We start from the raw sequence: 17,753 nt of genomic DNA on the forward strand, positions 1-17,753 counted from the left end.
GAATCATATCCGTAATATGAAATTTGTATGTAGGTATTCATATCTTGGAGGAAAAGTGTTTAGATAATAAATGGCATAGGAGGTCTTATTCTTTTAAAAGAAAGACCCCCTATATATTAGTTATTTTTATTCTCAATTTTAAACATTTCCTCTATACAAGCACTTTTTATCTTTTCTTATAAATAATTTATTATATGTGGAAAAGAAGCTACATAATTTGGCACGTCTATTCAACGAACTCCATTTCAGTCGTTATTATAATTTGGATTCATATGCAGATTGATTTGTGATGTCTTCAAATACTTGACTCCCAATAATGTAGTATCCATGAAGTGCAGCCTCTTTCGAAGCGTCTACCATACGGAAAGAAGAAATTTCACCTTGCATTTTTTCAATTCGTTTTTTGTGGAGATCTACTATTCCTCCTGTCCAAATAATAGTATCATACTGTTCTAACTTAAATTGTTCTTGTAATACACGCATGACGTCTTGGAAATGTGCATCCAACTCTTTTTGAATCAAAGTATGAACCTGACTTGTCTCATGATTTTCTTCTCGACATTCATATCCTTTTTCTAATATGTTTGGCATGTCGTTAATATGCAATTGATTACTTTCATCCGTATGATTCTGCACGATATTCTTAATATTTTTCAAAGGCTTGCTACATCCTAGTTCCGTCTCATAATGATTTAAAATGAGATTCTGTTTCATATCTGTCATTTCTAATGTACGAAATCCGCCATCAATAATTAAGATGCGATCTCGTTCCTGAATGATTCCCTCTTTTAAGAAATAGGCATGTAAAGCGACCGGTTGCTGAAGAATCAAAGCATTTTCCACCGTAATATTAATAAATTTCCCATCAATTTGCACGGAAGTTTCTTTTTTTAGTGCACGTTGTAATTGCTCCTGCTGACTACCAAAACAAGTGATGGGAAGCCCGGTAACAACTAGAGGTAACACGACATTTTCTTTATAATCCTTTGCAATGCAACCAAATATTTGTTGTTTAAATCGTTCGCTTTCATAATAATTTTCTATTTCTTCGTCAAATGGAGGAAGAAACGAAGCGTCAGATTGATGTGCTTCATTTCCCATATAGTATGCAAAATCTAAGTCTATAAAACTTACCTTTGTTAAATCTTCACTTTCAGCATGATTAGGTACAGGGGCTAGTGTGGAAGCTTCACTCTTGATCGTCATCTCAGAATCTACATCCTGTCGATATGCCCTTTTGGTAAAGCCAATTCCTACATCAATTGCATACAGAGATTTCATACTTTTTTCCTCACTTTCTATTTTTAGAGTTACATCTAGGCACTCTCTTCTTTCCCTTCTTTCACATATTTCTTTTCATTTTTCGTTTTTTCCCCATCTAAGTTCTTACTATTTTCATTTATTTCGTAATCCTTTTCATCTGTTTTCTTTTTGTTATTTTCGTTCTCTGTTAAGTCTTTAATGGTAGAAATGACAACTGGTGTGGCTGTAAGCAATTGTGGTAATGATTGTTTTGCAACATTAGCTGCAGTTGCAGAGAATTGTTTACTTGTCTCAGTTACCTTCTCTAATGTTTCCTTTATGTTTCCTTCTTGTAGTTTTTCTTTTATGCTTTTTCCTTTTGTTTGTATAGCTTTCCGATTTTCTTTTTTTAATAGGGAGACTATGACTCCGGTCGTAATCCCAATCACAGCATACTTAAATATTGTATGTTTCATTTTTCTCACCCTTCTCTACTTTTATTTTCTTCCATGCTACAACCTAAAACAATTAACTTATCTATTTATCAGATGTTGCAAGCTATTAGAGAGAATGATAGTTTTGCAGCTGCCTATCACTCGCCGTTGGTGTTTCAGCTGTTACTAGGAGTAAAATCTTCCCTTGATCTAATTTTTCTTCATATAAATTAGCTTCCTCCTTCGACAACCCCATTTCTTCCATTTGATTTCGAAGTTCGTCTCCTTTTTTGGAGAAAAAATTGATAATACTTGTGCCCAATCCTTGTTCTTTTACTCCAATCGTATTTGTGTTTGTATCATCTGCAATCTTTTTTGTTATATGTTTTTCATGTGTTAAGACGTAAATGTCATCTTGGTGAATCCCTTGCAATTCTAGCTCTTTTACTTTCATAACTACTTCCTGTTCATTTTGATATTCATAAACCACCGGTTTTCTTTCATTCTTATACATGGTATCTTTCCTCCTTTAGATTTTTTTATTTAGTTGTTATGTAATATGTAATACACCTATTTTAAAGATGTTAAACCTAAATTTTCAAAAAACTTCATACAATAGGTTATTAATGCTTTTGAATATCATAGAAATGTCACGAACACTTTGCTTTGATAACAGTGTTACAAATAACGCTTTGTTTGGAAGGTAAGCCCATTGTTTTATAGAAAATTTCTATTTAAAAAACGTTACAAAAGGAGTACAACATATTTTTTTTCGTTAATTAAATCAAAGGAAAATAAAAAAACACTCTTTTAAAAAGAGTGCTAAAAAACATATAATCTAATAATGTTTCTAGTTTGATGACAGAAAGAAAGTCTTTATTAAAACATATAGTTACTAATTTAATTGCGATTTTCCTTGCACCCAAGCAGCAATATCATTTATAACATACTCAGGAATATTAGCAGGACTATAATATTCATCTGGTTTACTTATTTCTCCATCACCTTCTGTAAAGAAATGATTTAACTTTGGATATAGCTGATAATCAACGTTATCTCGTTCTTTTAATTGTTCTTTCCAAAGAGGAATTTCGATTTTTGATTGAACTTGATAGTCTCTTTCTCCTTGAATAATAAGAAGTGGTGTCTTTTGTTCTTTTGACATTTCTGCTGCTTTAATTTTCCGAATAGAATCCCAAAATACTGCTGATCCTAAGTAAAAATCTTTTGGGGGATTCTGCCCAGAGAAATTGGGATCATTTAATAATTCAAATTGCGATTTGTAGAATTTATATTGATCCAGGTTCATTGCTCCAATAGAAAAAAGATACTCAAATTGATCTAAAACAACGTCTTGGATTGTACGAGCTGGCCCTCCCATTACAATTGCTCCAGCAATATTTTTATTTTGGTCTTTTTCAATCATTTTCGGAAGCATCATTCCACCTTGACTATGACCAAGAATATATATTTGATTCTTATTTATTAGAGGCTCATTTTTAAGAAATTGAGTTACAAGAAGAGCATCATCTGTTGTCTCTTTATCAACTGTATAAAAGGGACTGAATTGTGTTTTCAACCCATGTTCATACGTTCGTTTATTATAGCGAAGGACAGCAATTCCCTTCGATGCAAGACCTTCAGCTAAATCGCGAAATGGTTTTAAAGCAAACGCTGTTTCATCCTGATCAGTTGCTCCTGATCCTTGAACAAGAATAACCGCTGGAAAAGGACCATTTCCTTTTGGAACCGACAATGTTCCTGGTAATGGAAATGCACCACTTCCAACTACTACTTCTTTATCAACAAATGATTCAGGCTTACTATATGATGGACGCTCTGCAACAGGACTAAACGACATGCTGAGTTGAAAATCGTCTATTTTTCCAGATGGATCTAGTTTAATTAGTAAAGGTACAGTCATTTTTTCAAAAACTAATTGAATCTCCACATTTGTATGAACAGGATTTGTCTCTTTTTGTGTAACCTCTCCAATTTCTATAAAAGAACCTGCTTGTAATTGCACTGGGAGTCCCTCCCAATAGCTCTTCAGCCATTCTTTGGATATTATTTTCTGTAATGACCTTGAGGTTAAATCAAATGCAGATTTATAATCTTCACTATTCATATGGCGAATAAATGAAAGAGTAGTAGATATAATAGGATTTTCATCATCTCTTTTGTCTACTTTTTTTATAGTTGTGTTTGCTTCCTTTAATTTCGAAATAAATTGTTGGTTAAACGGATAATTATATGTATCAGGATATAAGCTTGTTTTCAATACTGTCGTATTCCGTCCCTCATACAAATTTGAAGAACTCTTAAAATTTTCAGGTGAAATTACTTCCTCCGCATATGAAACTGAGGGAATTGCTATTGTAAAAATTGCACCGACAAGTAATAACTTATTACTTATTCTTCTTTTCTTACCCATACTTATTGATTCTCCTTTCAAAATTTAAAATTTCTAATACAGTATGCCAACTATAAGGAAAATAAAAATTATCAAAGAGATTAATAATCTATTTTACGATCCCCCCTAACTAATTAAAAATCTATCATTAACAAACTTCAATAAAAAATGCCTTCCCCCTCTTTTTTATCATTGAATTTTCCAAGGACTTAGAAGCACAGCACTAAATTACATGTAACCGACCCATGAGATTCTCTGTTTCAAAAGAAAAAAGCACCCCACTAGATGTTTTCTTTAATTGTTCTCACTATCATTTATTTAGATAATTCTCTTATTACTGTAAGATACATTTATTCTAAATACTAAAACTCACTTATTTCTTGATAGGTTCTTAAGAAATATCAAAAAATAAAGAAAACAAGTTATTTGGTTATTCATTCCGTAAGCTTAATGCTCTATTTAGTTTTTTTCACAAGGTGAAACTTTATTAAAAAAACTTTAAGGAATTTCCCTCTATATTTATAAGAATTTTTTTCTATACTGAATGATGTAAATGAACAAGAGGAGAAACGATAATGAGAAAATTTGTAATTTGCATATTAGGAATAGGCCTCCCTATATACTTACTACCTTTCATATTACGCGGGGATTTAGACAGATTTAATCCGATTGCTGAAGAAAAAAATGTATACGCCGTTGCGAAAGGATATGGTGTTCCAGATTATCATCATAAAGGACGAGCTATGTACACCATAAAAGGTGTTGATGAATCAGGGAATGAGAAAAAATATACAGTAGGAACTAGCACCCCTAATGATTTTATAAGAAAAACTTACTTAAAAATTCATGTGAAAGGAAAGTATGTGTATTCTTACGATATTATTTCTAAAGAGGATATTCCGGAGAAAATAAGGGGACAATTGGAGATAGCAAATAAATAAAAGAGCCAATTCGTACGTTTTGGCTCTTTATTATCTCTCCCATCTACCGTCGGGAAAATTCTTTCGGTAGATTTATTAAATTTGTTATCATTGTTTCAATAACCATTCTTCAATTACTTTCACTGTTTCATCTCGTTGTGCTTTTGACGTAATTAAACTAGCATTATCACCTTTTTGCTCACCATACATGCCAAAATGAGCATGATTGCCCCCTTTTATCATGTGCATAGTTTTATTTTTCGACATTAACTTTTTATTGTTCTCTATTTTTTCTACAGTTGCTAAAGCATCTACTTCCCCATAAATTGATAACATTGGAATCGATTTTGTAGAAAAGTCATCTGCAGGATACGAACCTAAGAAAATGATCCCGTCTACCTTGTCTTCATGTTGGAAGGCATACTTAGAAATCATAGCTCCTCCCATTGAATGCCCTGCAACATACCATTTTTGAACTTCCGGATACTTTTCAATTACACTGTCTACCTCATTTATTCCAAGTATCGCTAAATTTAATGGTAACTTAGGCATTACTACAAAGTGCCCATTTTTTGCAAGAGCTTCTCCTAAGTAACTATAAGCCTCAGCTTCTACTTTAGCTCCTTGATAAAAAATAACCCCTACTTTCGCATCTTTCGCTCCAAAAACGATATTATCTTCATCTTTTTTATCATCTACTAACGACAAAGCCTCTTTCGTCGGTTTATAAGTAAACTGAGACCAAGTCAAAAAAGTAATACTTCCTATAATTAAAATAGCTAGTAAAGAGTACAGCGTAATTTTTATCCATTTCTTCACAAGGATGACCTCCCTAAGATGTATATATTCCATATTTTAGATTATCATTAACACACATAAAAACTCGAGCATTTTTATTATGCTCAAGTTTTTAGTTCCGTCTTTAATTTATACTATAAATTGTCCAAGATAAATATGTAGCAAATGCAGACCATAAAAAATACGGAATTAGCAACCATGTCGATACTTTAGATAATTTGGAAGAAACCGCTATGAGAAGTAACGTAGTAATAGCGACAAGTAAACAATCTACTGTTGCTAAAAACAAATTCTTTTGACTGAATTGAAAATAGCTGAACGCTTGATTGCACATATAATTTAAAAGGAATATAAACCAAAATGTTTTTGGCTTAAATCCATATTTGTTGTAAATAATTGCAACTGATAATGCAATGAGTCCATATAATACAGCCCAAACTATGCCGATTGTCATACCAGGAGGTGTCCAAGACGGCTTTTCTAACGCATCATACCAAGCACGATCAATAGGAAATAAAATACTAGAAACATAAAACAAACCATATGTTAGTAAAAATACTATAATACTAGATTTTTTCATAAACATTCTCCTTTTTTAATAGAAGGTTTTAGAAACTCTATTTGATTCGTGTGCTCTTTCAATGAATAAAACTTTAATGTGTAAATAGATATTCCTATACTTTGCATTGTAACCTTTACATATGAAATTTATATTGATTCATTTATTTTATACAAGTTCTTTCATACTTTTATATGCACAAAGTGCTCTCTCCCGTGCTGCCTTATGATCAACAACTGGCAAAGGATATGTATGACCAAGTTTTATATTGGCTTTTTGCAAAATATGCTCAGGTGCTTCCCAAGGTTTATGTATATACTTATTCGGTATATCTCTTAATTCTGGTACCCATTTTCTTATATACTCTCCATTTTTATCAAACTTTTCTCCTTGTGTGATAGGATTAAAAATACGAAAGTACGGTGATGCATCTGCTCCACTTCCAGCAACCCATTGCCATCCCATTGTATTATTTGCAATATCCGCATCTAGTAGTGTATCCATAAACCATTTTGCTCCTTCCTGCCACGAAATTAACAAATGCTTTACAAGAAAAGAGGCTACAGCCATTCTTGCCCGATTATGCATAAAACCTGTTTGCCAAAGCTCCCGCATTCCCGCATCAATAAACGGATAACCAGTTTCACCTCTCTGCCATACTCTTAATAACTCCTCTTCCTTATTCCATGGAAAATGTTCAAAGTTTTTATTAAGAGGTTTATATACTGTAAACGGATAGTGATATAGCAAATAATAAGAAAACTCTCTCCAAATTAATTGGCGTATAAAACTAATCACTTGTTTTTCAAAAAGACTACATTGTCTTTCGGTACTTTTATTTATTAAGTAGTGATACATTAACTTCACTGGTATTTGGCCAAATGAAAGATATGGCGCCAACATCGAATGAGCATTTTGATTTGGAAAATCTCTTCCTTCACTATAAAAGGCTAATTTGCTAGAGAAAAATTTCTTAAATACTTTATATGCCCCTTCTTCTGTCGGATCCCATATTGCTTCCATATGAGATGTCCACGGTATAGTCGGCAACAAGTGTAATTCTGAAACAGATAAGCTTGCTGGTAAAGAGCTTCCCCACTTTATACTCTGCACTTTGCTAGTAGGTTTAGGTATTACCTGCTTTTGAAATGCATTGTAAAAAGGTGTAAACACCTTATATTCAGTGTTATCCTTCTTTTTTATAATCCACGGTTCTAATAATAAATGCGAATTAAATTCCTTACAAATAATACCTTTATCTTCTAATATCATTTTCATTTTTTGATTAGATTTTAACCTGTCTGGATCATAACAACTATTCCAATATACAGCCGTTATATCTAATTGTTTTATGAGAGAAAGTATTTCTTCCTGTGTATTTCCTTTGCGGATTATTAAAGTAGAACCCAATGCCTCAAGTTGCTTCTTTATATCTATTATAGCATGGTGCAACCACCACTTTGCCGCACTTCCTATTGAAAAAGTTTCATCTTGTATATATATAGGAAGAACCTCACCAGACTGAACAGCTTCAAATAGAGCTGGGTTATCATATAAGCGAAAATCTTTTTGAAACATAACGATAATTTTATTTTGCATGGCTATCCTTTCTTACTCTTAAAACATAATAGATTCTTTATGTGAATAATCTTCTTTTTTGCTTTTGCATTATTATATTAATAATTCTTTGTAATCATAAACAAACGTTTCCATGGTTATTGGACTTCTATCTAGTAAATTCGATAAATCTGATGTGACTTTTTTAGCTAACCCTAATTTTGCAGTTGTATATATTCCAATCATAACCCAAATAAAGTCACTGTTAAGTCCCTTTTGAATCATTCTTTTTCTAAATTTAAATATACTTGGATTTGTATAAGTAATATCTTTATTTATTATTTTTGAAATAATAGCAGCAACTTCATAATATGTTAATGCCTCATTTCCCGTTAAAGAATAGGCTTTAAATTCATGTCCCTCTTCGGTTAATATTTTAGCTGCAACTTCTCCAATATCCCGTACATCTATAAAACTTGTTTCCCCTTTACCAGCAGGTACTTCAATTATTTTTTCATTTCTTAATTCATCACCATGTTGTGATAATAAATTTTGCATAAAAAAACTCGGTCTTAGGAATGTGTAAGGGATCCCAGAAGACTTTATCATAGCTTCAATTTTAGCATGAGGTACTATCGGATTTTTTTCTACACCTAATAAAGATAAAAATACAATGTGTTTTATACCTATTTCTTTTGCAGCATCTACAACAGGCTGGAAATACTTTTTTGCATCAGCTAGATGTGGTGGTCTTACTAGAAAGACTTTAGTAACACCTGTTAAAGCCACCTTTACAGATGAGGGGTTTTCAAAATCAAAATACACTCCTTCAGTTTCTCTACTGCGCGTTGTGACTTTGAAAGTAGCATTTCTTTTTATTAGGCATTTTACAACCTCTTTTCCTACATTCCCTGTAGCACCTGTTACTAAAATCATTTTAATCACCCTTTATTTTTTTGTAAATTTTGAATCATACTTTGCAAAACTCGAACTGTATTTTCTACTTCCTCTTTAGGAATACTAGCTGTAGCATTTTTTATAACTTCATCGCTTACATTTTCTATCTCCTGTATTAATGCCTTAGTTTCATCTGTTAAAAATATTAAATGTGACCGTTTATCTTTAGGATTATGTTTTATAAGAATCCATTCTTTTTGCAATAATCTTTGTATAATTCCGGTTACTGTTGGACGGTCTGCTAAGAGCCTTTCAGCAATCATAGCCGGGGTGGTTCCATTTGGATAAAGAGATATATCCTTTAACACAGACCATTGCTGAGCTGTTATTTTATATTCTTTTAATTGATTTGATAATTCTGTTTTCGTCATTATACTTACCTTGTGTAATAAATAGCCTAAATTATTCATATAACCTCCAATATAGTTAGTACACTAATTATATAGTTAGTATACTAACTATAATGTGTAATTACAAACTTCAATTAATAGTTTATATATAAAAGATATATCAAATTCTTATTTTGTACTATTTCATATTATATTTAAAATCTTCTTTAATCCTGTTTTGCATGTATTGTACACTCTATATAAAAAGGTTATTCCTTGCTGTTACTTTAAATAAGCATTTACAATTGTATCTAGCATAGGTATTTCTTATTGTACGATTAGTCATATTTATTCTTAATTCTGCAAAATAAAAAAGAAAATGGAGCGAAAGATGAGAAAACAATTTGATACACAATCAAACTTAAATACATTTATTGATTCAACAATCCTATGGACTTTTCAAAACCAAAATGCTATAAATACACTTTTGAATGAAGATAAGCTTATAGCCAATCCTATGTTTGTTAGTAAAGAAGATATCACAGCATATAAATACATTGTAAGACATATGAAACAGAATAGTATTAACTTTATTATAGATTTACCCATTTGGGCATGGCATTCATGCAATGGTTACCAAAAGAAGCCTACTTTTGAAACTGCAAGGGAATTACTATCAGATATTCAATTAGAGAAAGAAATATACCTCATCGAATTCACATGTCCTAATTTTTTATTTATGTTAACAAACTATAGCGGATGGTGCGACATTTATTTTAAACTTAGTGGCAATCCTAAAGCAAGTGTAACAAATGATGAAGAAAAATACTTATTTAACCTTTATCCTACCATTGAGGAAGAATGGGAATATCATAATATCCAAGCAACTCTACCCTACCTAAAAAAAGAATGGATTATACAAATAACAGAACTTAGTAAGATGAATGGATTTAACAAATAATATTGTTTATGAATGCTTTATTTAAGCATTCATAAACATAACAAATAGTCACATTAAACTAATGCATTTAAAATAGCGCTTTTTATATGGTACCCTAAATACTATGATTTTGCATACGTGCAGCTTACTCATTTAGTTTTGGTCTAGTTTGTAAATATAAATTCAAATCCGGACTTGAACCGCTAATAATTACATCTCGAACAATTTTAGAAAGTACCATACTATATACTAATCCATTATCTCCATATGCATAGATAAAGTGACAATTTGGAAACTCTTCATACATTCCAATTATAGGTAAACCATCATGAGTACCACCATAAAAAGCACTTAAATAAAATTCAGGTTCAACTGTTATATTTGGAAAGAGCTTATTAAATTCATTTACTAATTTCTCTTTTTTATGAATTAATTTTGAATCTCTTTCTTGAGCAATGTTTGTATCTTCATCTAATCCACCTATAATAATCCTGTTATCTGCAGTAGTTCTCATATAAATATATGGTCTCGCAGTTTCCCAAATAAGAGTACGCTTATACCAAGAAGATAAATCTTCCACAGGATTAGTCACAATTGCATATGAGCTAATCAGTGTAGCGTTCTTCTCCTTTTTAAATTCCAAACCTTCATATCCTGCAGCCACAATTACTTTGTTGGCAGTAATAGAATTGCCCCCTTTTGTATAAAAAACAGCACATTCTTTCTCTAACTTTTTGCCAACAATCTCTGTATCTTCATAAATCTGAACTCCTTTATTAGAAGCTTGTTTTAATAAACTATGTGTAAATTTATAAGGATTTATTTCACCATCATTATACGTATAAATAGCTGCACGTTTTTTAAATGGATATCTCTGTCCAATTTGTTCCTCTGATAGCCAAGTCGCTTTAAAATCATGCTTATGTAAATAATACAGTTCTTTTTCTAATTTCTTTATATCCTCTTCATAACTTGCATAATATAAACTGTCACGTCGTTTAAAATCAGAGCAATAAGGCAAGTTTTGATCAGCATATTCAATATCATTAATAGCTTGTTCACATAATTTCATATGCTTAACTGCATACTCTTCTCCAAATGTATTTACAAGTTCAAAAAACATCTTATCTCCTAAATATTGAATAAGTGCTGTATTTGTAAGGTTACTTCCATGTCCTACCTTTCTTTTATCAACGATAACAATATTTAAATCTGATTCACTCAAATAGTATGCTGATTGAGCACCTGAACTTCCTGCTCCTATTATTAGTACGTCACATTTTATATCTTCGTCCAAACGAGGATACGAAGGTGTATTAGAAAAAGTTGTGTTCCAATAGAATTTCCCTTTCTGTAAATCCATTTTAAGTGCACCATCCTAAATAAAATAGTTATATCCCCATCTGTATCTCCAAATCATTCTAACTATATACTTCTTATCAAAATTATTCTTATATCATTTTAGTTTTTAACTGTTTTATTCTCATAACAAAAGAATCTCCATTCTTTTTCATAATAACCTTAAAATAAAGTGAAACTTTAATCAGCCCTCACCAATAGGGCTGCCCGTTAAAGCGGGATAAATCACAATATACACTTCTATTTTACTATTAACTTTATTATCACCTGCTAATCCGCATTTAAATTTTCATGCAAAAATTTATATATTTTTATTTTGTTATGTATTAAGTGTCTCGTATAAAACACATTAAAAATCCAAACAAAAAAAGCAAAAGATCTCCATTTATAGAAGATTTCTTTTGCTCTTTGTAAAGGACACAAGTCCAAATAAAAGTTGCTTATCTATCGATAACTTACACATAAGAATGCATTTGTTTCACTACTTTATTAGCAGAAACTTTAACAACCGTTTCTTTTTCACCCGTTCTATCAATTATGAAACCATGAACTTCAATATCAGAAGGTACTAATGGATGATGACGAATCATATCTATACTCTTTTCAATATTTTCACTAACATTTTTTTGTCCACTCAGCCATTGATTAAGGCTACCACTTAAAAATTCAGGCATGCAATTTTTAAAGAGATAGTCTAATTCTATATTATCTTTTATGAAATCACGTTGAGTTTGTAGATTAACTGAAGACGTTTCTTTATCCTCTATTCCGACAACAAAAATTTCTTTAACATTTTCTTGATAAATAGCAATAATAATAGATCTCATTATATCTCCATAAGGATGTACAATTACAGAATCATAGCTGTGTATAGTCAACATGTTTTCTTGGTGAATGTTAGTTACTTGTTGTATACTAGGCTCTATTCCGTGTTCAATGTCTGTTAATAATAAAACTTTTTTATTCTTTGAATTCATATGGAGCACTCCTTCTTCATTATTGTATTTATGAAACTTTTAAGCTAGTAACAATAATAATTGTTACCAGTTTTTCCAGCGTCCCTCTGGATCAACACTTGCAAGTCTAACCCATCCATTTTGAACTTTTTCTCGAAATGTGAAATCATTATTTAACAAACGTTCTATATATTCAATAGGTGCTTGAATGACAATTAGTAACCGAAGTGGTGAATGATACGTCTCACTATCTGACTGCATAACAGATTGCCAAGGTAAGCCTGGCAACAGGTCACTAGCATTCCCTTGCATAACACCGAGACCCGCCGTTACGGTTTGGGTTGTTTTATTTCCACTACCATAATAATGAGGAGCTACAGTTGATGCGTAATATTGTAGATTTATCCACTGCGCAACTGTTCCTGGTCCTGCAATAATGTTAGCTAATATATCGCCACTTTCATCCTGTTTCCAATCATAATTATGAAGGAAAGCCCTGCCTTCTAAGTCACAATCTTGAGTTAATTCACGCTGTCCGATAATAAAAGATGCATTACGAGCTAATCCCCATTCTGGACGTATTTCACTCCAATCTTCTGCAAATCGATGTGCCTCTTTACTAGGATTGTTTATTTCCGTTTTAAAATTAGGTAATTGCATTAAACGCTCTCTATTTGCATGTTGGCTCACATTTGGCATAATTGACTCAATACAATCAAATGCTTCTTGCGCAGTTTCCGAAAGTTCTGGGACGTAAATCCATTCCAATTCGTCCACTGTTGTTTTATGTTCAGCTGCTGCAAAAATGGTATCCTCAGGAATTTTAATGCCTTCAGCAGACAACGCCTCTCTTACTTCTGGAAGATTACATAAAGTAGCGAAAACTCTTGCATTGAATCCTCCTGCTGCTCCTCCACAAGCACCACACTCAAGTGCTGCAGCATAAGGATTGTTCGTACTTTGACTACTATGTCCGCACATTACAACTAAAGGAGCAAATTTTTCTGTCAGTCCCACCATTTTTAAAGCTTGACGCACATAGTTCACTTTTTCTTCTTTCGTAAAACCGATAGGTATCTCGCCCTTTGTGTCATGAACATGATTAAGCGAGAATGTTGTATCAGGTTTTTGTAACATAGTTTTACGAAGGTTACGAATGAAACCACCAACTCCTCTTGGGACAAAGCTTCTTGTCACCATCTGTAGACCAAGTAAAGGACCACTTAACTCAGGTAGCGCCATACTTGTCAGTACGTTCTGTTTCATCGTTTTAAATGTATAACGCACCGAACTGCCTACCCTCTTACGTTGCTCATAAGATTTAAATTCGTTTTCATCTGTGAGCTCTTTTATTTGATGCTTCGGTTTTAATATAACTGGCAAAGAAGGATGGCTGTCATTACTACCTAGTTCACTAGTCGCAATTGGTAATCCAAAGAAACCAGCTATTCCAAACGTTTCAAACGGACCTAGTTTTTCTAAGTGGCGACGAAACGGTTCTGAACGTACATCAATACAAAATGCTAATTGAGCTAATACATGCTTTTTATCATTAGTTACACGCTGTTTAGAAGAAATCTTCTCCCTTAATTGCTCTGCATGCGTCTGTTCCCAAGCTTCGAGCCAAAGTTTTCTGCGAATATTTTCATCAAAACGATATGCAAATGCTAACAATTCGCTTTGTTCAGCAGCAGGCATTTGTAACCATTCCCGTGTTGAAATATCTCCCCAATAGATCCAAGAAGCTATAAGCGGGACGAGTGCAACTTTTTTCTCAACCTTTTGATGTTTTAAAGGTAAATAAGGTTTTGCAATAGCCAGCTCCATAGAAATTCGAACTGCTAAATATTCTATTAGGAGTTCCTGTTCCTGAATTGATTGTTGTGAGCGCCATCGTATCATTCCTGCCCACCCAGGCAAAGAAAGTAAGTGCCCTTCAAGGTAAGCTTGTATGTTAGATTCAGAAATTCCTAGTTCAAATAATGCTCTCGCTAAAGCTACTTGGGCATCTTGTGGCCAATCTTTTAAAACTTTACGCTCATTTTTACTGAGCGCTGGATCAAATTTAATAAGGTTTTGCCATGCACGATAAAAACCTTTCTCTCGATTTGGCATCGTCCAACTTGATCCGGAGTCATCAAGATATAATTTACACCATTTAATGATATGATAATTAAGAATATCAGATAGGTTTTCACTATTGTGATTCTCTATAAGCGAACTTATTGGCTGCATAACAGAGGCTTTCATACTCCCTGTATTTATATAACTCATTTCGTCTGCCAGTTTATTTAATTCTGGCGATGATAATAGACTAGAAGGTAATTTCTCTAACTTTAAAGCTGCTTGGCAAAATCGCTCTGCTTTCTCTCGCGGAATATGAAAAGATTGTGAATCCAGCCAACGAGACAAACTACTTTGTAAAAATGATTCCTCAATCTCACCTTTCGCTTTTGCCGAATGAATCATGGAGGCACTAGGATAAATATCCACATTACGAGCTTCTTTTAACCAATTTGCGACTTGTTCAAATGATTGCTTTTCAAGTCCCATCCAAGGGTGGTGAGCTGCAAACGTAGAGATAGGCCAAAGTGGTGCAATCACTCGGCTAGCAGATGCAACTAAATCATTTATATTATTTTCTTGCATATCAATGTTTGTATTTTTCTTTAATATTGACGTTATGCTCATCACGAATTACCTCCCTTTGATACATAATGTTTCAGATAGCTTGGGTGACTTTCTACTGACTTTCTTCTCGCCTCACCTACTCGAACTAACCAAAGATAAAGTACAGCGAATAAAGTAGAAGATTGATTACGAGTAACGAAAGTACTAATAGCACTACTAAATAGTAAAATACATATAACAAAGATAACGGCTGGAACTGAAGGTTGAACACTTTGATAAATGTCAGTATGCAACCATTTATAAAGAGAATTATGAACAGTAAAGTAAATGAGAGAAAATCCAATCAAAACAATTAAGCCAGCAATTCGTCCCATTCTTCCCTCTCCAAAAACAACAAGCTGTTTCCATGAAAAGTAAAGTGACCAGCCTAAGATTAACGCACTAACTAGTTGATATCCCTCTCCAGAAGTCATAAACCAGAAAGTAATTGCTATAAATAATCCTAAAACACGCCCGAATATAATCCATAAATTGGGCATTTTTTCATTAGACTGATTCACTACCCCAAAACGTTGCACTGAAGAACCAGCTTGTAAAAACAGTGTAGCTTTAAACAAACCATGTAAAATTAAATGAATAACAGCCGCTAAATAGGCGCCTAATGCACATTGAATAAGCATAAATCCCATTTGCGCAATAGTTGAACCTACTAGCTGACGTTTATAATCAACTTGGACTAAACTAATTCCTGTTCCGATTAAGACAGAAATACTAGAGAAAATAAGTAAAATGATTTGTGCAATATCATCATGAAAAAGAGGCGAAAATCTAGTTAACATGATACCACCAGCATTTACTAAACCCGCATGCATAATAGCAGAAACAGGAGTTGGAGCAACAGCAGACTCAATTAACCATCTTTGAAAAGGCCATTGTGCTGCTGGAATCATTACCGCTAATATAATTAATAAGTTAATTCCTGTTCCCTCCAATGTTCCATGTAGCGCTACATTTTCATTCGTTAAAACTGATGTTAATTGCCACTGTCCTGTTACTTGAAAAAGCCAAATGATAGCTGATAGCAACGCAATCCAACTTATTGTAAATAAATAGCCAGAGATTTTTGTTGCTTCGCTAACTACTTTCCACCCTTTATTTAGCCCTATGAGTAGAACCAATCCTATAAGCGTTGCTCCCCAAAAAATGAGCATTAAGCGAAGATCATCACTTAACCATGCAACCGAAGATACACCTGTAGTAAATGTAAAAAGTACAAAGTATTTTCGATATGAGCGGTCTCCCATTAAGTAACGTACAGAAAAACGCTGAATGATTAAACCAATTGTAAGAACAAAGAAAGCCATTAACCAAGCTAAAGTATCTAGATGCCAAGGCCCTACAACTCTATCTCCATTGTTATTAACAAGTGCGAGTAAAGAAATCAATGAAGGCAAAGCAGCGATACCAATATGGATATGAACAAAACGTAAAGGCATCCTTGCATTTAAAAACAATAATCCACTTAGCCAAGAAGCACTAAGCGCCATAAAAAATAATGTTAACAGTGTTGATGAACTCAGCGAAATTAACATGTTAAATACTCCCTTCTAAGCGAAAATAACCTATAAAAATTCCTTTTAATTAAGATAATTTTTTAAATTTCAATTTTCATTCACTCTTTTTAGTGAATCGTTTTTTCCCATAAAAAAAACCGACAACTTCCATAATTCAATGATTTTATATCATCATTGAATTATGGAGATTGTCGGTTTCACTTCAACTAACTTCAATAAAGTTTTTTGAAGAGCTCCCATTTTATAGAGGATAGTAATGTATGTATTACTCCTATTAAAAATAACAGTATATCTCTGATCTCCTAGATTATGCAATCAATATATCAATTTATGTTATGCGCTATCTTTCAATTAAGAAACTTTTTCATTTAGTCAATATTACATATTAAAAAAATGCTAAAGCCTTAATTATAGCAAACAGTTAAAATAAGCATCTATTAATTTTTTAAAACAATTATAAGATAAACTATATTAAGCAGTTTGTCAATTTATTTATTAATTTTTTAGAGTAATTCGAGTTAAGCTTTATTACATTTAAATAACTTAATTTTTATTATTAGCATGTTAATAAAGTTAAATAAAGCGCAAAACTTGTAGACTTCTGAATCCTCCCGCTACATTTTCAGTTTATTCCCCCCTAATCTTAAGCTGTTTTTTATTTTTAAAACTTTTCCTCAAGATTATTAAACAATTTAAAAATCATTACTCGTTCACCTGTACGGGAGCTTATATCCGTATGAAAGCTTTTCACTTTTTCTCCAGTTAATTCTAGAATAATCTCTTTCAAATCTTCAATTCCAGATTCAACTAGCTCCGAACGATTTTTCTTTATCGTTAGCATACCGTCTTTTGTTTCGCAAACAGTATATTCAGCCGGCGTTAAAATACCTTGTAAATTTACGATAATCATATCCCGCAATATATCTGTCTTAACGGATATAGATCCGCGTCCTAGGTAGTCCTTTTCCCAGTGAGTAATTGCTTTGCTTATCTCTGATTCAATCGAGCCTTTTGAGTTTTTCATCTATGTATCCTCCTTCAATAAAATGTAATTACATTTATAATTACAATAACAATATAATAA

General features: G+C 32.6%; 16 protein-coding genes and 1 pseudogene. 3 read left to right on the forward strand and 14 right to left on the reverse strand.

Going from position 1 to position 17,753, the window contains the following annotated elements; translation table 11 throughout:
* Positions 1-255: 255 nt before the first annotated feature.
* The 3 genes from MR143_RS09655 to MR143_RS09665 all read right to left on the reverse strand — a co-directional run bounded on the left by MR143_RS09655 (position 256) and on the right by MR143_RS09665 (position 2,190).
* Positions 256-1,281 carry a ParM/StbA family protein gene (locus MR143_RS09655; protein WP_000839438.1) on the reverse strand — a complete coding sequence of 342 codons (1,026 nt, stop codon included), beginning with the start codon at positions 1,279-1,281 and terminating at the stop codon, positions 256-258.
* A gap of 35 nt (positions 1,282-1,316) precedes the next feature.
* Complete coding sequence (locus MR143_RS09660) at positions 1,317-1,718, reverse strand: hypothetical protein (RefSeq protein WP_000683207.1); 402 nt, start codon at positions 1,716-1,718, stop codon at positions 1,317-1,319.
* 85 nt (positions 1,719-1,803) lie between these two features.
* Entirely contained in the window at positions 1,804-2,190 is a 387-nt protein-coding gene (locus MR143_RS09665) for a YflT domain-containing protein (protein WP_000277579.1), read from the reverse strand.
* Positions 2,191-2,302: 112 nt separating this feature from the next.
* On the opposite strand from MR143_RS09665, the pseudogene MR143_RS09670 reads away from it, so the two are divergent.
* Positions 2,303-2,455: pseudogene (locus MR143_RS09670) on the forward strand (acyl dehydratase).
* Between the two features lie 116 nt (positions 2,456-2,571).
* On the opposite strand, the gene MR143_RS09675 reads toward MR143_RS09670, so the two are convergent.
* The gene (locus MR143_RS09675) at positions 2,572-4,110 is read right to left on the reverse strand and encodes an alpha/beta hydrolase (protein WP_000516855.1); all 1,539 of its coding nucleotides are present in this window, start codon (positions 4,108-4,110) and stop codon (positions 2,572-2,574) included.
* Positions 4,111-4,664: 554 nt separating this feature from the next.
* On the opposite strand from MR143_RS09675, the gene MR143_RS09680 reads away from it, so the two are divergent.
* Positions 4,665-5,030 carry a YxeA family protein gene (locus tag MR143_RS09680; protein ID WP_061884351.1) on the forward strand — a complete coding sequence of 122 codons (366 nt, stop codon included), beginning with the start codon at positions 4,665-4,667 and terminating at the stop codon, positions 5,028-5,030.
* A gap of 87 nt (positions 5,031-5,117) precedes the next feature.
* Here the strand turns inward: MR143_RS09680 and MR143_RS09685 are convergent, their stop codons facing one another.
* The 5 genes from MR143_RS09685 to MR143_RS09705 form a co-directional block, all read right to left on the reverse strand.
* Complete coding sequence (locus tag MR143_RS09685; protein ID WP_000758823.1) at positions 5,118-5,828, reverse strand: alpha/beta hydrolase; 711 nt, start codon at positions 5,826-5,828, stop codon at positions 5,118-5,120.
* A 103-nt stretch (positions 5,829-5,931) separates the two neighbouring features.
* Positions 5,932-6,387 (reverse strand): TspO/MBR family protein, encoded by a 456-nt coding sequence (locus MR143_RS09690; RefSeq protein WP_000749728.1) that lies wholly within the window; start codon positions 6,385-6,387, stop codon positions 5,932-5,934.
* 147 nt (positions 6,388-6,534) lie between these two features.
* Positions 6,535-7,965 carry a cryptochrome/photolyase family protein gene (locus tag MR143_RS09695; RefSeq protein ID WP_001179964.1) on the reverse strand — a complete coding sequence of 477 codons (1,431 nt, stop codon included), beginning with the start codon at positions 7,963-7,965 and terminating at the stop codon, positions 6,535-6,537.
* A gap of 72 nt (positions 7,966-8,037) precedes the next feature.
* The gene (locus MR143_RS09700) at positions 8,038-8,859 is read right to left on the reverse strand and encodes an SDR family oxidoreductase (RefSeq protein WP_000604776.1); all 822 of its coding nucleotides are present in this window, start codon (positions 8,857-8,859) and stop codon (positions 8,038-8,040) included.
* Between the two features lie 5 nt (positions 8,860-8,864).
* Entirely contained in the window at positions 8,865-9,290 is a 426-nt protein-coding gene (locus tag MR143_RS09705) for a MarR family winged helix-turn-helix transcriptional regulator (RefSeq protein ID WP_001061039.1), read from the reverse strand.
* 310 nt (positions 9,291-9,600) lie between these two features.
* On the opposite strand from MR143_RS09705, the gene MR143_RS09710 reads away from it, so the two are divergent.
* A complete protein-coding gene (locus MR143_RS09710; RefSeq protein ID WP_001231208.1) occupies positions 9,601-10,170 on the forward strand; it encodes a DUF3841 domain-containing protein in 570 nt (189 codons plus the stop codon).
* A gap of 124 nt (positions 10,171-10,294) precedes the next feature.
* Here the strand turns inward: MR143_RS09710 and MR143_RS09715 are convergent, their stop codons facing one another.
* The 5 genes from MR143_RS09715 to MR143_RS09735 form a co-directional block, all read right to left on the reverse strand.
* Positions 10,295-11,512: an NAD(P)/FAD-dependent oxidoreductase gene (locus MR143_RS09715; RefSeq protein ID WP_000365626.1), complete on the reverse strand. Its 1,218-nt coding sequence runs from the start codon at positions 11,510-11,512 to the stop codon at positions 10,295-10,297.
* Between the two features lie 451 nt (positions 11,513-11,963).
* Positions 11,964-12,485, reverse strand: a complete 522-nt coding sequence (locus MR143_RS09720; protein WP_001086240.1) for a carbonic anhydrase — start codon at positions 12,483-12,485, stop codon at positions 11,964-11,966.
* 63 nt (positions 12,486-12,548) lie between these two features.
* Entirely contained in the window at positions 12,549-15,155 is a 2,607-nt protein-coding gene (locus MR143_RS09725) for a DUF2309 domain-containing protein (protein WP_000029060.1), read from the reverse strand.
* On the reverse strand, positions 15,155-16,687 hold the full coding sequence (locus MR143_RS09730) for an NADH dehydrogenase subunit 5 (RefSeq protein ID WP_000908947.1): 1,533 nt from the start codon (positions 16,685-16,687) through the stop codon (positions 15,155-15,157). The genes MR143_RS09725 and MR143_RS09730 overlap by 1 nt, the downstream gene beginning before the upstream one ends.
* Positions 16,688-17,330: 643 nt before the next feature.
* Positions 17,331-17,693, reverse strand: a complete 363-nt coding sequence (locus MR143_RS09735) for a Na-translocating system protein MpsC family protein (RefSeq protein ID WP_000798164.1) — start codon at positions 17,691-17,693, stop codon at positions 17,331-17,333.
* Positions 17,694-17,753: the final 60 nt, after the last annotated feature.

This window comes from Bacillus cereus group sp. BfR-BA-01347 (genome assembly GCF_022663835.1).
In the GTDB taxonomy this organism is placed as follows: Bacteria; Bacillota; Bacilli; order Bacillales; family Bacillaceae_G; genus Bacillus_A; species Bacillus_A thuringiensis_K.

Excerpts from the sequence above, each read along its gene's own strand:
- MR143_RS09655 (WP_000839438.1), bottom strand. The coding sequence starts at position 1,281 with ATGAAATCTCTGTATGCAATTGATGTAGGAATTGGCTTTACCAAAAGG.
- MR143_RS09660 (WP_000683207.1), bottom strand. The coding sequence starts at position 1,718 with ATGAAACATACAATATTTAAGTATGCTGTGATTGGGATTACGACCGGA.
- MR143_RS09665 (WP_000277579.1), bottom strand. The coding sequence starts at position 2,190 with ATGTATAAGAATGAAAGAAAACCGGTGGTTTATGAATATCAAAATGAA.
- MR143_RS09675 (WP_000516855.1), bottom strand. The coding sequence starts at position 4,110 with ATGGGTAAGAAAAGAAGAATAAGTAATAAGTTATTACTTGTCGGTGCA.
- MR143_RS09680 (WP_061884351.1), top strand. The coding sequence starts at position 4,665 with ATGAGAAAATTTGTAATTTGCATATTAGGAATAGGCCTCCCTATATAC.
- MR143_RS09690 (WP_000749728.1), bottom strand. The coding sequence starts at position 6,387 with ATGAAAAAATCTAGTATTATAGTATTTTTACTAACATATGGTTTGTTT.
- MR143_RS09695 (WP_001179964.1), bottom strand. The coding sequence starts at position 7,965 with ATGCAAAATAAAATTATCGTTATGTTTCAAAAAGATTTTCGCTTATAT.
- MR143_RS09700 (WP_000604776.1), bottom strand. The coding sequence starts at position 8,859 with ATGATTTTAGTAACAGGTGCTACAGGGAATGTAGGAAAAGAGGTTGTA.
- MR143_RS09705 (WP_001061039.1), bottom strand. The coding sequence starts at position 9,290 with ATGAATAATTTAGGCTATTTATTACACAAGGTAAGTATAATGACGAAA.
- MR143_RS09710 (WP_001231208.1), top strand. The coding sequence starts at position 9,601 with ATGAGAAAACAATTTGATACACAATCAAACTTAAATACATTTATTGAT.
- MR143_RS09715 (WP_000365626.1), bottom strand. The coding sequence starts at position 11,512 with ATGGATTTACAGAAAGGGAAATTCTATTGGAACACAACTTTTTCTAAT.
- MR143_RS09720 (WP_001086240.1), bottom strand. The coding sequence starts at position 12,485 with ATGAATTCAAAGAATAAAAAAGTTTTATTATTAACAGACATTGAACAC.
- MR143_RS09725 (WP_000029060.1), bottom strand. The coding sequence starts at position 15,155 with ATGAGCATAACGTCAATATTAAAGAAAAATACAAACATTGATATGCAA.
- MR143_RS09730 (WP_000908947.1), bottom strand. The coding sequence starts at position 16,687 with ATGTTAATTTCGCTGAGTTCATCAACACTGTTAACATTATTTTTTATG.
- MR143_RS09735 (WP_000798164.1), bottom strand. The coding sequence starts at position 17,693 with ATGAAAAACTCAAAAGGCTCGATTGAATCAGAGATAAGCAAAGCAATT.